The organism is Geomonas diazotrophica (assembly GCF_019063885.1).
GTDB classification, from domain to species: domain Bacteria; phylum Desulfobacterota; class Desulfuromonadia; order Geobacterales; family Geobacteraceae; genus Geomonas; species Geomonas diazotrophica.
Map to the genome: position 1 here is coordinate 190,708 of NZ_CP077684.1, position 14,162 is coordinate 204,869.

Genomic DNA, 14,162 nt, shown 5'->3' on the forward strand with positions numbered 1-14,162 from the left:
CAGGTGCGGTATCGGCGGGCGAATATTTATTCGCCCCTACAGGTTTTATTCCCCCAACGCGTCCAGCACGTTTTTCAAATGGGCGAACCCCGAGGCTGCCGTAGGCCAGCCGGCGTAAAAGGCGATGTGCGTGATGGCCGCCACCAGTTCCTCCTTGGTCAGCCCGTTCTCCAGCCCCTTCTTGAGATGAAATTCCACCTGCTCGATCCGGTTCAGCGCCACCAGGGAGGTGACCGTGATCAGGCTCTTGTCCCGCGGCGACAGTTCCGGGCGCTCCCAAATTTCCCCGAACAGGAAATCCTTGGTCAGCCTGGCAAAGTCCGGGGCCACCGCCTCCAGATCGCTCATCCCCTTTGCTGTTTCAGGTTTTGTCATTGGTTCCTCCCTGTTCGGCTTGTCACGTCCTCTGCTATGCCGAGCTTGCGTAGCCATTCCGATAGCTTCTGCCCGGCCCTGTTGACCTCGCCGCCTCGAATGGCGATGCCTTCCAGAACCGTGGCGCCGGGGCAGAGATCCCCGATGTCCCTGGCGCTTTGCCCTAAGCCCGTGCCTTCATGCGTGATGAACGGCACGACCGCCTTGTCGGTGAAGTCGTATCCGGCGAGATAGGTCATGACCGGTGGCGCTACCGTATTCCACCAGTTCGGGGAGCCGACGAACACCACGTCGTAGTCGGCTACGCCATCGCCCGTTGCCTTCAGCTCCGGTCGGTACCCCGCCCGCAGCTCTCGCTTCGCCTGGCTCACGACGGTGTCGTAATCTTCGGGATACGGTCGTACCGGCGTCAATTCGAGCAGGTCGCCCCCCACCCTTTGGTTGATCTGCTGGGCACATTCCCTGGTGTTGCCGGAATGCGAGAAGTAGACGGTCAAAACCTTCCACCCCCCGAAGCTTGCCTTGTTGCTTTCGTTTCTCATCAAAAAATCCTCTCTGCGTTTTCTGTGTCTGTTAGACGAGGTCCAGCCCCAGCTCTTTCAGTTTTGCCGGTCCGGGCTTGGTGGTTTCCGGGTCCCAGCCGCGCTCCTGGTAGTACTTGGTGAGCATGTCCTCGAACTTCCTGCGATCGAGCACCGCCCCCTTCTTGGCGCCGATGGTGAAGGCGTCCTCGAAGAAACGGTCGGGAAGCTTGTCGTCCCCACGGCGGAAGCCTTCGCGATAGTTGAAGAGCTTCTCGAGGTTGAAGATCCGCTCGCCCGCCTTTTCGAAAGCAGCCTTGTCGTACTCCCGGCCGGTGATCGCGCTCAGCAATTCGAGCATGGGCTCTTCCAGCGCCGGCTCGAAGGTCGGGAAAAAGCACATCCCGGTCGAATCGAGCATGGCGCGCCTGTTTTGCATGGCGATGTCGTCACCGCTCAGGTGGCAGGCCCCCCGGGACGCGGTGACGTAGGAAAGCGCCCTGGGCTGGTTCCCCTGGATGTTGTGCGCCGCCAGTTCCAGCCCCTTCACGTGAATGGCGAACTTCCCGCTCCCCTGCCCGATGTGGCGGGAAAGGTTCGCCACTCCCTGGGCGGCGAGGGCGCCCACCCCGTCCTTGGCCGCGATCTTTTCGATCATGGCGAGCGTCGCGTCCACGCTCCCCCACTTGAGGTCGATGCCGTCCAGGAACTGTCGGTCGATCATCCCCTTCTCGTAGGCTTCCATCAAAAAGCCGATCACGTTGCCGGTCGAGATCTGGTCCAGGCCGAGATCGTCGATGTTGTAGATCGCCCTCAAAAGCCCGGGCATGTCGGAGATCATCAGGTTGGATCCCAGCATGACCCCGGTTTCGTACTCGGGGCCGTCGTGCACGACTCCGCCGTATTTCCCCTTGGTGACGCCGCTCTTCTTGCAGGCGAGCGGGCAGCAGTAACAGGCGAAGTCCCTCACCCACACGTCGCGCCGGGCCGCGTCGCCGCCGATCTTGTCCGCCTCGGTGAAGGTCCCCTCGCGGTAGTTGCGCACCGATTCGGTGCCGGCGTTGCTGTTGCCGACGATGGCCCTTGCCGTCCCCTGTTCGGCCCACGACTTGGCGTAGGTCGTCCCGTAGAGTGCGCGCCTGGCCTTTTCCAGTGCGGCAAGGAATCGCTCGTGGTCGGCGACGCCCGGCTGGCCGGAGCCCTTGACCGCGATCGCCTTGAGATTCTTGGAGCCCATGACACACCCCGATCCGCCGCGCCCTGCGGCCCTCCCGGCAGTGTGGATGATGCTGGAATAGGGGACCAAGTTCTCTCCCGCCGGGCCGATGTAGACCGTTTTGTACTTCCGGTCGCCGAGCTCTTCCAGAAAGGCCTTGTCGAAGGCGTCGGTGCGCATCCCCTTGAACTTCCGGGCGTCCCTGATCGCCACCTTGCCGTCGTCGATGACGATGTAGGAAAGCTCTTTCGCCTTGCCGACAACCACCAGCCCGTCGTACCCCGCGAACCGGATCTCCGGACCGAAGAACCCGCCCATGTTGGAGTAGGTGACGGTGGAGGCATGGCGATGATCGGATTTCAGCGGAGCCGTGATGGGGGACTTCGTGACCACGCAGGTTCTCGACGAAGAGGGGACGGGGAGCCCCGAGAACGGTCCCGGTATGAACATGAGCGGGTTCTCCGGGGAGAGCGCGTCGACGCCAGGCTTTTTCAGCCGGTCCCAGAGCAGCTTCATGCCCAGCCCCTGCCCCCCAACGAACCTGTCGAGATCCTCGGGAGCGATGGTCACGGTCCTGGACTTCCCGGAGCTCAAATCTATTTCAAGGATCCTGCCGTGGTATCCCGGTTTGCCGCTCATTTCACACCTCCGAACCCTGCCGTCCCGTACCAGTTCCTGGCCAATTCAGCAGCTATCTTTTTCGGCCCGAGGCCGTAGAATTTCCTGTCGCGTCGCACCTCGACGTAGGAGAGCGCCCCGAACGGGCAACGCTTGACGCACTGCGGGTCGCCCCCGCACAGCGTGCACATCCGCTCCGGTTTTCCCGTCTCCGGGTTGGGGCTGATGACGCCGGTGCGCTGCGAGGCGCAGGCCTTGGCGCAACTGCCGCAGCCGATGCAGCGGGCGGCGTCGTTGCGCATGGTGTGGCTCCCTTGGTCCCGGTAGAGGGCGCGCCGGCCCGTTTTCGGGTCCGGTTCCACCGGACATGCCCTGGCGCACGGGGTGTCGGCGCACATGGCGCAGACGTTGGGGACGTCCACATCCGGGTTGAAGTTGTGGACCATGATGTTGGCGAAGTAGGGATTGCCCAGGCCGGGGAGTTCTTTGCCCGAGACCGATGCGGGTCTGTTGCGCGACGAGCAGGCCGTCTCGCAGGTGCGGCATCCCGTGCACTTGTTGTAATCCACCACGACCATCTTCAGGGTCGGTTCGCCCGACAGCGCCCAGGCTGCAGAGTGGATCCCGAACTGCCCGAAAAGCACCACGGCACCCCCCCCAACCCCGATCCCCTTCAGGAACTCCCGGCGCGTGAAGGTCCCCCCATTTTCCTTTGTCATGTCAGCCTCCAAGATTGGGAAAGCATCTACCACTAGCGGTTGCTACCGAGAAAGCTCTTTTGTCCCCTCAGCCTTCGTCTTTTCTCCGATCGCCTCAGATTTCCCCGGGCCTTTGCGCCGAAGCGCTACCACCGGCAAGCGCGGCCAACGGTGTTGACTGTCCCGTGACGGGCACAGGGCCCGCATCGACCGCCGCCCACCACGGCCTGGCCTGAGCGGCGGCGGACGAGTAGACCGGTTCGCCCATGACCGGTACGGCCACCTCGATCTCCCGCGCTTTCGCAAGGGATAAGATCCTGTCGAACGGTTCGCGCCACGCGTGCATGGAAAGGTCGAAGGTGCCGTTATGGATCGGCAGCATCCTTCTCCCTTTCAGGTCGAGGTGCGCCTGTACGGTCTCTTCCGGCATCATGTGCACCCCCGCCCAGTTCACGTTGTAAGCTCCGGCCTCGAGCAAGGTCAGGTCGAACGGACCGTACTGCTCGCCGATCCTTTTGAAGCCGTGGAAGTAGCCGGAGTCCCCGCTGAAAAAGATGCGGAAGCCGGGAGCGAGGATGGTCCAGGAGTTCTGCAGGGTCTGGTTCTTGTTGAACAGGCCGCGGCCGGAGAAGTGCCTGCAGGGAGTGGCCACCAGGCGGATCGCGTCCACCTGCGTCGATTGCCACCAATTCAGCTGCCGTACCTTGGCAGCGGGGACGCCCCAGCCGGTTATGATGTCTCCCACGCCGACCGGCACCAGGAAATGCTCCGTCTTGCCGGCCAGCTTCACAATGGAGTCGCGGTCGAGGTGGTCGTAGTGGTCGTGGGAGATGATCACTCCCTTGATGGGAGGCAGGTCCTCGATGCCGATCGGCGGTTGATGGAACCTCGGCGGACCCGCCCATTGAACCGGCGAGGCCCGCTTGGAAAAGACCGGGTCGGTGAGCCAAAAGCCGTCTTCCAGCTTCAGGAGCACCGTGGAGTGTCCGATCCTGAAGACGGTGTTGACGGGCGCGGAGAGAAGCTCTTCGCGAGACATCTTGTGGACCGGGATTTTCCCGGCAGGTCGCGTGTCAGCAGGCTTGTTGAAAAAGAAATTCCACATGACGCGTGTCGTTTCGAGCATACCCCCGGTGGTCATCACTTCTCCTGATGGTTTCTTCTCGCCTTTTGATGCCCGGTCAACTTCGCTGCTATGTACTGCCATGACTGTTAAGCCTCCGACAAGCAATGCCGTGACGATCTTTTGCCCCAGTTTCATTTTTCCCCAGTGGGAGCCGCCGGGCCGCGAGGCACGGTACCGGCATTTTGTTTGGCGCTTCCGGGCTTGCCCGGAGAAAAGCTGCCTTTAACTCCTCCCCCCTCCCGCGAGGGGAGGAGGGAGGAGCCTGCGGGAACAGCGGGACGAACTCTGTTTATTCCGCTTTCAGCGAGGCCATGTCGATGGAGAAGCGGTACTTCACGTCCGACTTGACCAGTCTTTCGTACGCCTCGTTCACCCTCTGGATCGGGATGACCTCGACGTCGGAGGTGATGTTGTGCTCACCGCAGAAGTCGAGCATCTCCTGGGTCTCGGCGAGCCCGCCGATGAGCGAACCGGAGACGCTGCGGCGGCCGAAGAGGAGCGCGAAGGAGGAGAGGGCGAGCGGCTTGTCCGGAGCGCCGACCAGGGTGATGTTCCCCGCCAGACCCAGCATCTGGATGTAGGCGTTGAGGTCGTGGTCGGCTGCGATGGTGTCGAGGATGAAGTTGAAGCTGCCGGCGTGCTGTTTCATCTGCTCGGCATCAGTGGAGATGATCACCTCGTCTGCGCCCAGACGCAGGGCGTCCTCCTTCTTTCCGGGCGAGGTGGTGAAGACCACGACGTGCGCGCCGAACGCCTTGGCGAACTTGACCCCCATGTGCCCGAGGCCGCCCAGGCCGACCACGCCGACCTTCTTCCCCTTGATGTCGCCCCAGCGGTGGATGGGGGAGTAGGTGGTGATCCCTGCGCAAAGCAGCGGCGCCACCCCGGCAAGGTTCAGGTGGGCGGGGACGCGCAACACGAAGTGCTCGTCCACCACGATGCTGTCCGAGTAGCCGCCATAGGTGACCCCGCCCAAGTGCTTGTCGGGGGAGTTGTAGGTAAAGGTCGCGTTGGTGCAGAACTGCTCCAGGTTCGCCTCGCAGCTGGGGCAGCTGTGATCGGAATCGACCAGGCAGCCGACGCCGGCCAGGTCGCCCGGCTTGAACTTGGTTACCGCCGAGCCTACCTTGGTGACCCGTCCCACGATCTCGTGTCCCGGCACGCAGGGGTAGATCGTGGGCATGATGCTGTTCCACTCGTCGCGCACGGTGTGCAGGTCGGAGTGGCAGATGCCGCAGAAAAGGATTTCGATCTGGACGTCGCGGTCGGTAGGCTCGCGACGCTGGATGGTGGTCGATGCCAGCGGGGCAGCAGCGCTGGCTGCGGAATATGCTTTTGCCTTATACATGGTTGATCCTCCTGTCGTTTTTGTTACCTGTTGGTGAGCTTTTCCAGCATCTCGGGGTAGCGCTCCCCCTCCACGTGTATCTTGGAGGCCGCGGAGTCGATCTCGCGCAGGTCGTCCTGGCTCAGGTTGATGTCGACGGCGCCGTTGTTCTCGTCCAGCCGCTCCAGTTTCGTTGTCCCCGGGATAGGGACGATCCACGGTTTTTGTGCCAGCAGCCAGGCGAGGGCGATCTGCGCCGGGGTCGCCTTTTTCTGCGCCGCGATCTCGCCTAACAGGTCCACAAGGGCCTGGTTCGCCTGCCGCGCCTCGGGGGTGAAGCGGGGGAGGGTGGTGCGGAAATCGGTGCTGTCGAAGGTGGTGCCGGCGTCGATCTTGCCGGTGAGGAACCCTTTGCCGAGGGGGCTGTAGGCGACGAGCCCGATGCCCAGTTCCTCCAAGACGGGGAGGATCTCAGCCTCGGGGCGGCGCCACCAGAGCGAATACTCGTTTTGCAACGCGGCGACCGGCTGCACGGCGTGTGCGCGGCGGATGGTCTGCACGCCCGCCTCGGAAAGGCCGAAGTGTTTCACCTTCCCTTCCTGGATCAGCTGCTTCACCGCGCCCGCCACGTCCTCGATCGGCACGTCCGGGTCGACCCTGTGCTGGTAAAAGAGGTCAATGGTCTCTGTTCTCAGCCGCTTGAGAGAGGCCTCCGCGACCTCCCGGATGTGTTCAGGACGGCTGTTCAGCGCCGGGAGCCCTCCCTTCATCCCCCTGGGGTCCTTGCCGGCGGCGATGTCGAAGCCGAACTTGGTGGCGATCACCACCCGGTCCCGCAGCGGGGCGAGCGCTTCACCGACCAGTTCCTCGTTGATGAACGGGCCGTACACTTCCGCCGTATCGAAGAAGGTGACGCCGCGCTCCACCGCCGTCCTCAGCAGGGTGATCATCTCCTGCTTGTCCTTGGGCGGGCCGTAAGAGAAGCTCATCCCCATGCAACCAAGGCCAAGGGCCGAAACTTCCAGCCCGCTGTTTCCCAGTTTACGTTTTTGCATTGCTGGTCTCCTTTAACTGATTTGTGTGTAGTTGATGCAGCAGGGACCGATGCTGTGAGTGTAGGCATACCGGCAAATTCTATCGCATCGTGCTCCATGCTCCAGCCGGGTCATAGTCATGTGTCCCGTCGAAGATGATCAGATCGTAGCTCTTATAAAGGAAAGGTTGGTAGACCGATCCTGCCTGATTTTTGCCCGATTCTCCGGATGCTGCAAAAAATGTTGTAATGGGTGCGGAGCTTGGGTAGGATGAGTTACGTCAAATGGTTGTTAAAACAGCCTGTTGGGCTGGCGGTTGGAGGTTCTCGCAATGGAAGACGCTATTGAAAGTTTGAGGCGGAGTGTTGCCCGATGGACCGAACGGGAAGAGTTGTTCGAGACGCCGATCCCCGGTCTGTCGTTGTTCAAAAGGGAAGAAGTCACCGAACCGGTCAGCGGAATGTACGAGCCGAGTGTCTGTCTGGTAGCCCAGGGAGCCAAGCGCGTTCAACTCGGCGACGAAACCCTGGTTTACGATGCCAATCATTTTCTGATCACGTCGGTGCACCTGCCCACGGTGGTGCAGATCATCGAGGCAAGCCCCGAAAAGCCGTACCTTGGCCTGAGGCTGATGCTCGACCTGCGCGAGGTTTCCCAACTGATGCTGGACAGCAACCTCCCCCAGCCACGCACGCAGCAATCGAGCCGCGGCATGGCGGTTGGCGAGGTGAGCCTGCCGCTTCTCAGCGCCTTTAAGCGTTTGATCGACCTGCTTGGCGAAGAGAAGGACATCCCCATCCTCGCACCGATGATCCAGCGGGAGATCATCTACCGGCTGCTGGTGGGAGACCAGGGGGCGCGCCTGCGGCAGATGGCTTCGGCGGGAAGCCAGAGTCAGCAGATAGCCCGTGCCATCGATTGGCTGAAGGGGAACTTTTCCAGCCCGTTACGCATCGATGATCTGGCCACCAAGGTCAACATGAGCACTTCGACGTTCCATCACCACTTCCGGACGCTTACCGCCATGAGCCCCTTGCAGTACCAGAAGATGCTGCGCCTGAACGAGGCACGGCGCCTGATGCTGACCGAGCGCGTTGACGCCACCACCGCCGCCTTCAACGTCGGCTACGAGAGCGCCTCCCAGTTCAGCCGCGAATACAGCCGCCTGTTCGGAACACCGCCATTGCGGGACATCACCCACCTGCGCCGCATGGCGACCGGCGATCTCCCCTCGGTTTCCACATAATCCGCTAAAGCACCATATGCGGAGGGGGTACCCGTCAACGAGGTGTTGATGGCCATCGCAACCGATGTTGATGACCATCGCAACGATGTTGATGACCACCGCAACGGTGTTGATGACCATCGCAACGGTGTTGATGACCATCGCAACGGTGTTGATGACCATCGCAACGGTGTTGATGACCATCGCAACGGTGTTGATGACCATCGCAACGGTGTTGATGACCATCGAAACGATGTTGATGACCCTCGCAACGATGTTGATGACCATCGTAACGGTGTTGATGACCATCGCAACAGTGTTGATGACCATCGCAACAGTGTTGATGACCATCGCAACGGTGTTGATGACCATCGCAACAGTGTTGGTGACCGTCACCAAGAAGTTGATGCAGGCCCATGATCCAAGGATAGGAGGTTATTGCTGGTCCTCGATGTTCCAGTACCCCGGTTTGGCGCATGTGCTGAGTCCCTCGGAATCCTTTTCTGAAGTAGCCACCTCGCGAGGCTTTGTCGCTGTTTCCTTCGTCAGTATTACCATTTCGACCTCCTCTCCCACGTGACTCTTGATAACTCCGACATCCTGGCCTTTCTTCAATTCTAAGACTATGTGACCATCGTCGTCCTGCCCTATCACCCCCGTTGCTCTCAGTTTCATGGCACCCCCCTTCGCTGATGTTGTTCGGGAAATAAGTACCCACGAATCGTGCCATACGGTTAGAAAAAGTCAATGTTATGGGTGGTGGGACGGACGGATGGGGTGGCGGGAGTTGGGTGGGGGGCGGAAACGAAAAGAGCGGCCGCTTCGCAGCGATGACCGTGATGGTATCGCTGCGAGACGCCGCTCTTCTCTCTTATCGTGGTAGCTGGTCGCTGCCTATTCGGCGAGCAGTCTCTTGATGGTGTCTTCCATCGCCTTTGCAGTCTGGTCCGAGAAGCCTTGGAACCTTTCGACCACTACCCCCTTCTTGTTGATGACGAAGACGGTCGGGATGGAGCGCAGCCCGTACTCGGTCTGCATATCCTCGTTGGCTATGGCAACCGGGTAGCTGATCTTGCGTTCGTTGATGAAGGTCTTGAGGTCGCGGTCGCTTCCTTCATCGACGCTGACCCCCAGCACCTGCAGCCCTTGCTTGCCGTACTTCGCCCGCATCGAATTCAGATGAGGGATGGCTTCCTTGCAGGGGATGCACCAGGTGGCGAAGAAGTCCATCACCAGGACGTAGCCCTTGTAGTTGCTCAGCGTGATCGGCTGGCCGGAAGTGGTGGTCAGCTTGATCGGGGGGGCGGGGTCCCCTTTCTGCAGTATGGCGGCTGCGGGTTGGGTGAAAAACAGCAGGCCCGCCAGCGCCGGCAGGGTGATTCTCAACAGGAGATTCTTAAACTGCATCTGCTTTTTCATTTTAGAGAGCCTTATTGATCAGGGCCTCCAGCTGGGCTTTGGGGATGGCACCGACTACCTGGTCAAGCACCTTGCCGTCCTTGATCAGGATTACGGTGGGGATCCCGCGTACGCCGTACTTGCCAGGGGTAGCCGGGTTGTCGTCAACGTTGACTTTGCCTACTTTAACGCGGCCTTCGTACTCGGACGCCACGGTGTCGATGAGGGGAGCGATCGCTTTGCAGGGGGCGCACCATGTGGCCCAGAAGTCTACCAGCACCGGAATGTCGGACTGCAGGACTTCCTTCTCAAAGTTGTCGTCGGTAAAGGTATGTACGTTTTCGCTGGCCATGGAACCTTCTCCTTTAATAAAAAAGTGAGTTCTACTATAAATGAGCCGATGAAAAAAGCAAGGAGTAAATGCCCCTTCGGTGAGAGGCAACTAAAGTCTGCAAACCCCTCTGCATCGTTGATGTATTCAGCATTGACAGGGCGATGGGATGGGGTCATATTGGGGCGGCCGCCCCGCCCTGATTGGATACTATCCCGCGTGCCTCGCGGGGCGGCCAGGGAGTGCTCGTGCGTCATTACCCGATAAACCTGAACCTTGGGGGGCGCCTGGTCGTAGTGGTGGGCGGAGGCAAGGTGGCGGCCCGCAAAGCGGCCCGGCTTGTCGCGGCAGGAGCGTGCGTCACCGTGGTGGCCCCGGGTGTCGAGGAGTCGCTGGCCGCTCTCGCCGCGCAGGGGCGCGTCATGCACCTGCCCCGGGGGTACCGGTCCGGCGATCTCGCCGGTGCCACACTCGCTTTTGCCGCTACCGGCGACCCCGCCGTCAATCGCGAGGTGGCCCGGGATGCGCGGGAACTGAACATCCTGGTCGACTGCGTGGATCTTCCGGACGACGGCGACTTCGTTACACCAGCCGTTCTCGAACAGGGCGACCTGCTGATCACCGTCTCGACCGGCGGTGCCAGTCCTTCTCTGTCAAAAACGATCGTCGACCGACTGAGGCCCCAGTTCGGTCCTGAATACGGTGAGGCCGTCGCCCTTTTAAGTGCCGTCCGTGAAAAGCTATTGACTGAAAAGGCGGGGAACGCATACAATGACACGGTTTTTGCCGAGCTAGCCGCGCTGGACATCCCCGCGCTAATCAAAAACGGGCAGAGAGATGCCATAGACCAGATACTCCTGAAGCTCTCCGCTGCCGGGGCCGCACCGGGCTCGGTAGGGGCAGGAAAAGAGGACCCTTCATGAACGCCTTGCTCTTCAACAGCACCCTGGTCATCTACGCGGTCGTCACCGCCGTCTACCTGATCTACTTGCTCAAGCCGAAGGAATCCCTCGGGAAAACCGGCCTTTGGCTCGCCCTGGTCGGCTTCCTCGTCCATTGCGGCTTCACCCTCAACCGCTTCCTCGAGGCGGGTCACACCCCGATCACCAACCTGCACGAATCGCTTTCCTTCTTCAGTCTCTCCGTGGTCGGCATCTTCCTGCTGCTGGAAAGGCGTTACAAGATCAGCATACTCGGCTCCTTCATGATGCCGCTGGCGCTCCTGATCATGGCCATCTCGGCCTCCTTCTCCACCGTGATTCCGCCCTTGAACCCGGCTCTCAAGAGTAAGTGGCTCGCCGTTCATACCATCATGGCGTTCCTGGGCTATGCCGCTTTTGCCATCTCCTTCGGCGTCAGCATCATGTACCTGATCCAGTCGCACTTTTTGAAGACGCGTCGGCTGGGCTCCATGTTCCAGAAGCTTCCGTCGCTGGACATCCTGGACGACATCAGCTACCGCTGCCTCACCTTCGGGTTCCCGCTGCTCACCTTTGCCATCATCTCCGGCGCCATCTGGGCGGAGACGGCTTGGGGAACCTACTGGAGCTGGGATCCCAAGGAGACCTGGTCGCTGATCACCTGGTTCATCTACGCCGCGTTGCTGCACGGCAGGCTCACCACCGGCTGGCGCGGCCGGAAAGCCGCGATGCTCTCCATCTTCGGCTTCGTCATCATGCTCTTCACCTTCCTCGGCGTTAACCTGTTGCTGCCGGGGCTGCACAGCTACAAGTAAGAGGGATTTCCCCAGAAGGGGCAGGGATTGTTATGAACATTATTGTGGTCGGGCTTTCGCATAAAACTGCCGCAGTTGAAATCCGGGAAAAGGTTGCATTCTCCCCTACCCAGATGGAGAAGCCTCTCAACGCCCTCGTGGCGCTCCCCGACATCACCGAGGCCGTGATCGTTTCCACCTGCAACCGCGTGGAGATCTACGCCACCACCCGCGACGTCGCCGGCGGCATGGCCCGCCTGAAGCGTTTCCTCGCCGATTACCACAACTTCCCGCTGGAGACGCTCGAGAAACACCTCTACAGCTACCACGGGGAGGAGGCTACCCGCCACGTATTCCGCGTCGCCTCCAGCCTGGACTCCATGGTGGTCGGCGAGCCGCAGATCCTCGGCCAGATCAAGACATCCTACGGTTACGCCGCGGAGTTCAAGAGCTCCGGCGTCATCCTGAACCGCTTCCTGCACAAGGCCTTCTCCGTCGCCAAGAGGGTGAGGACCGAGACCAAGATCGCCTCCTCCGCGGTCTCCGTCGCCTTTGCCGCGGTGGAACTGGCGAAGAAGATCTTCGGCGAGCTCTCCGACAAGACGGTCCTTCTGATCGGTGCCGGCGAGATGTGCGAACTGGCCGCCAAGCACTTCATCAACGTCGGCGTGCGCGGCGTCATGGTCACCAACCGTACCTACGAGCGCGCCGAAAAGCTGGCCGAGGAGTTCGATGCCAAGCCGGTCCACTTCGAAGCTCTGATGGACCATCTCCCCAAGGCGGACATCATCCTCTCCTCCACCGGAGCGCCGCACTTCATCATCCACGAGAAGGACATGGAGGAGGTGTTGCGCCGCCGCAAGCTGAAGCCGATGTTCTTCATCGACATCGCCGTGCCGCGCGACATCGACCCCAAGGTGAACGACGTGGAGAACTGTTATCTCTACACCGTCGACGACCTGAACGGCGTGGTGGCCACCAACCTTGAGCAGCGCAAGATCGAGGCCGCCAAGGCCGAGGCGATCGTCGAGCAGGAGATCGGCCAGTTCTTCAAGTGGCTCTCCTCGCTGGACGTGACCCCGACCATCGTGGCCCTCAGGAGCCACTTCGACGAGATCAGGAAGGCGGAGCTGGCAAAGACCCTGTCCAACTGGAAGGACATCCCTCCCGGCGCGGACAAGAAGATGGATGCCTTGACCAACGCCATCATGAACAAGCTGCTGCATCATCCGACCAGCCTTTTGAAGAGGACCGACCAGGGGAGCCGCAACGATCTCTACGTCGATGCCCTGCGCCACCTCTTCGACCTGGAGACCGGCGAGCAGCAGGAAAGCATGATGGAGCTGGAAGACTGAGAGGCAGGCTGAGGTTAAGGTTAAGGTTAAGGTTAAGCGGAAACCGATTCGACAATCTCGAAATGATCAAAATATAAAGGAGATGTACATGGCGCTGAAAGAGCTGAGAATAGGAACCCGCGCGAGCCAGCTCGCACTCTGGCAGGCAAACTGGGTCAAGTCCGAGCTGGAAAAACGCTATCCCGACATGACCGTCACCCTCAAGAAGATCAAGACCATCGGTGACAAGATCCTCGACGTACCGCTGGCACAGGTCGGTGGCAAGGGGCTCTTCGTCAAGGAGATCGAGGAGGCGATGCTGCGCGGCGAGATCGACATCGCGGTGCACAGCATGAAGGACGTGCCGACCGAGTTCCCGGAAGGGCTTGGCCTTTACTGCATCACCGAGCGCGAAGACCCCCGCGACGCCGTCATCTCCCGTAACGTCAAGTTCCTCGACCTGCCGCAGGGCGCCCGCATCGGCACCTCCGCGCTTCGCCGCCAGGCGCAGCTGCTGAAAGTCCGCCCCGACCTGGAGATGGTCATCATCCGCGGCAACGTGCAGACCCGCATGGACAAGCTGGAGACCGAGGGGCTCGACGCCGTCATCCTGGCTGCCGCCGGCCTGAACCGCCTGGGCTTCGCCGACCAGATCACCGAGCTCCTGCCGACCGACCTTTCCCTGCCGGCCATCGGCCAGGGGGCGCTGGGCATCGAGTGCAACCTTTCCAACGAGGATGTGAAGGACGCCATCTCCTTCTTCAACCACCCGGACACCAGCCGCGCCGTGCGTGCAGAGCGTGCCCTGCTCTGGCGCTGCGAGGGCGGTTGCCAGGTCCCCATCGCCGCCTACGGCGAAGTGACCGGCAACGAGCTGAAGCTGACCGGTTTCATCGCCTCGGTGGACGGCAAGGTCTCCGTGAAGGGTGTGGTTAGCGGCCCCGCCGACGACTGCGAGAAACTGGGCGTGAAGCTCGCCGAGCAGCTCCTCTCCGAAGGTGGCCACGCCATCCTCGCCGAGGTGTACCAGCGTGAAGTCTCCCGGGAGAAGGAAATCCCGGTATAATCCACCTTCGCCAAGGCTTCGGTGGACAGGTCCCGTCGCAGTGATCCCTGTCCGCCGAAGCTCTTAGCGCGAAGATTAGCAGCCTACCCACCGTAGCCTTGGCGAAGGTGGGTTTGCTTTAAAGGCTAACGGTTCTACCTTAGCCTTTTGCCTTTTGCGCACGACACTCTCTTTTCCTG

Annotated in this window: 16 protein-coding genes; 6 read left to right on the forward strand and 10 right to left on the reverse strand. The window is 61.1% G+C overall.

The features are described 5' to 3' along the window. Window positions 1-45: 45 nt before the first annotated feature. The 7 genes from KP003_RS00845 to KP003_RS00875 all read right to left on the reverse strand — a co-directional run bounded on the left by KP003_RS00845 (window position 46) and on the right by KP003_RS00875 (window position 6,936). Entirely contained in the window at window positions 46-375 is a 330-nt protein-coding gene (locus KP003_RS00845) for a carboxymuconolactone decarboxylase family protein (RefSeq protein ID WP_216499189.1), read from the reverse strand. After that, window positions 372-917 carry a flavodoxin gene (locus KP003_RS00850; RefSeq protein WP_216499188.1) on the reverse strand — a complete coding sequence of 182 codons (546 nt, stop codon included), beginning with the start codon at window positions 915-917 and terminating at the stop codon, window positions 372-374. Before KP003_RS00850 ends, KP003_RS00845 begins: the two co-directional genes overlap by 4 nt. A gap of 31 nt (window positions 918-948) precedes the next feature. Further along, a complete protein-coding gene (locus KP003_RS00855; RefSeq protein ID WP_216790202.1) occupies window positions 949-2,751 on the reverse strand; it encodes an aldehyde ferredoxin oxidoreductase family protein in 1,803 nt (600 codons plus the stop codon). Further along, window positions 2,748-3,449 (reverse strand): 4Fe-4S dicluster domain-containing protein, encoded by a 702-nt coding sequence (locus KP003_RS00860; protein WP_216499186.1) that lies wholly within the window; start codon window positions 3,447-3,449, stop codon window positions 2,748-2,750. Before KP003_RS00860 ends, KP003_RS00855 begins: the two co-directional genes overlap by 4 nt. A 94-nt stretch (window positions 3,450-3,543) precedes the next feature. Next, on the reverse strand, window positions 3,544-4,569 hold the full coding sequence (locus tag KP003_RS00865; protein ID WP_239027586.1) for an MBL fold metallo-hydrolase: 1,026 nt from the start codon (window positions 4,567-4,569) through the stop codon (window positions 3,544-3,546). 274 nt (window positions 4,570-4,843) lie between these two features. After that, entirely contained in the window at window positions 4,844-5,902 is a 1,059-nt protein-coding gene (locus tag KP003_RS00870; RefSeq protein WP_216499184.1) for an NAD(P)-dependent alcohol dehydrogenase, read from the reverse strand. Window positions 5,903-5,925: 23 nt separating this feature from the next. Further along, complete coding sequence (locus KP003_RS00875; RefSeq protein ID WP_216499183.1) at window positions 5,926-6,936, reverse strand: aldo/keto reductase; 1,011 nt, start codon at window positions 6,934-6,936, stop codon at window positions 5,926-5,928. A 310-nt stretch (window positions 6,937-7,246) separates the two neighbouring features. Between KP003_RS00875 and KP003_RS00880 the strand changes: the two genes are divergently transcribed. Both KP003_RS00880 and KP003_RS00885 read left to right on the forward strand, forming a co-directional pair. After that, window positions 7,247-8,161, forward strand: a complete 915-nt coding sequence (locus KP003_RS00880) for an AraC family transcriptional regulator (RefSeq protein ID WP_216499182.1) — start codon at window positions 7,247-7,249, stop codon at window positions 8,159-8,161. A gap of 48 nt (window positions 8,162-8,209) precedes the next feature. Continuing rightward, a complete protein-coding gene (locus tag KP003_RS00885) occupies window positions 8,210-8,560 on the forward strand; it encodes a hypothetical protein (RefSeq protein WP_216499181.1) in 351 nt (116 codons plus the stop codon). Between the two features lie 15 nt (window positions 8,561-8,575). Here KP003_RS00885 and KP003_RS00890 read toward each other — a convergent pair whose 3' ends face one another. The 3 genes from KP003_RS00890 to trxA form a co-directional block, all read right to left on the reverse strand. Next, complete coding sequence (locus KP003_RS00890; protein ID WP_216499180.1) at window positions 8,576-8,815, reverse strand: hypothetical protein; 240 nt, start codon at window positions 8,813-8,815, stop codon at window positions 8,576-8,578. Between the two features lie 219 nt (window positions 8,816-9,034). Continuing rightward, window positions 9,035-9,547, reverse strand: a complete 513-nt coding sequence (locus KP003_RS00895) for a TlpA family protein disulfide reductase (protein WP_216499179.1) — start codon at window positions 9,545-9,547, stop codon at window positions 9,035-9,037. A gap of 13 nt (window positions 9,548-9,560) precedes the next feature. After that, window positions 9,561-9,890, reverse strand: coding sequence for a thioredoxin (gene trxA, locus KP003_RS00900; protein WP_199396653.1), 330 nt, complete (start codon window positions 9,888-9,890; stop codon window positions 9,561-9,563). 227 nt (window positions 9,891-10,117) lie between these two features. Here trxA and KP003_RS00905 point away from each other — a divergent pair, with 227 nt between their 5' ends. The 4 genes from KP003_RS00905 (at window position 10,118) to hemC (ending at window position 13,983) form a co-directional block, all read left to right on the forward strand. Beyond that, window positions 10,118-10,792, forward strand: coding sequence for a precorrin-2 dehydrogenase/sirohydrochlorin ferrochelatase family protein (locus KP003_RS00905; protein WP_216499178.1), 675 nt, complete (start codon window positions 10,118-10,120; stop codon window positions 10,790-10,792). Continuing rightward, window positions 10,789-11,604 (forward strand): c-type cytochrome biogenesis protein CcsB, encoded by an 816-nt coding sequence (ccsB, locus tag KP003_RS00910; protein WP_216499177.1) that lies wholly within the window; start codon window positions 10,789-10,791, stop codon window positions 11,602-11,604. Before KP003_RS00905 ends, ccsB begins: the two co-directional genes overlap by 4 nt. A 32-nt stretch (window positions 11,605-11,636) precedes the next feature. Continuing rightward, complete coding sequence (hemA, locus tag KP003_RS00915; protein ID WP_216499176.1) at window positions 11,637-12,938, forward strand: glutamyl-tRNA reductase; 1,302 nt, start codon at window positions 11,637-11,639, stop codon at window positions 12,936-12,938. 88 nt (window positions 12,939-13,026) lie between these two features. After that, the gene (hemC, locus tag KP003_RS00920) at window positions 13,027-13,983 is read left to right on the forward strand and encodes a hydroxymethylbilane synthase (RefSeq protein WP_216499175.1); all 957 of its coding nucleotides are present in this window, start codon (window positions 13,027-13,029) and stop codon (window positions 13,981-13,983) included. The last annotated feature ends 179 nt before the right edge of the window (window positions 13,984-14,162 follow it).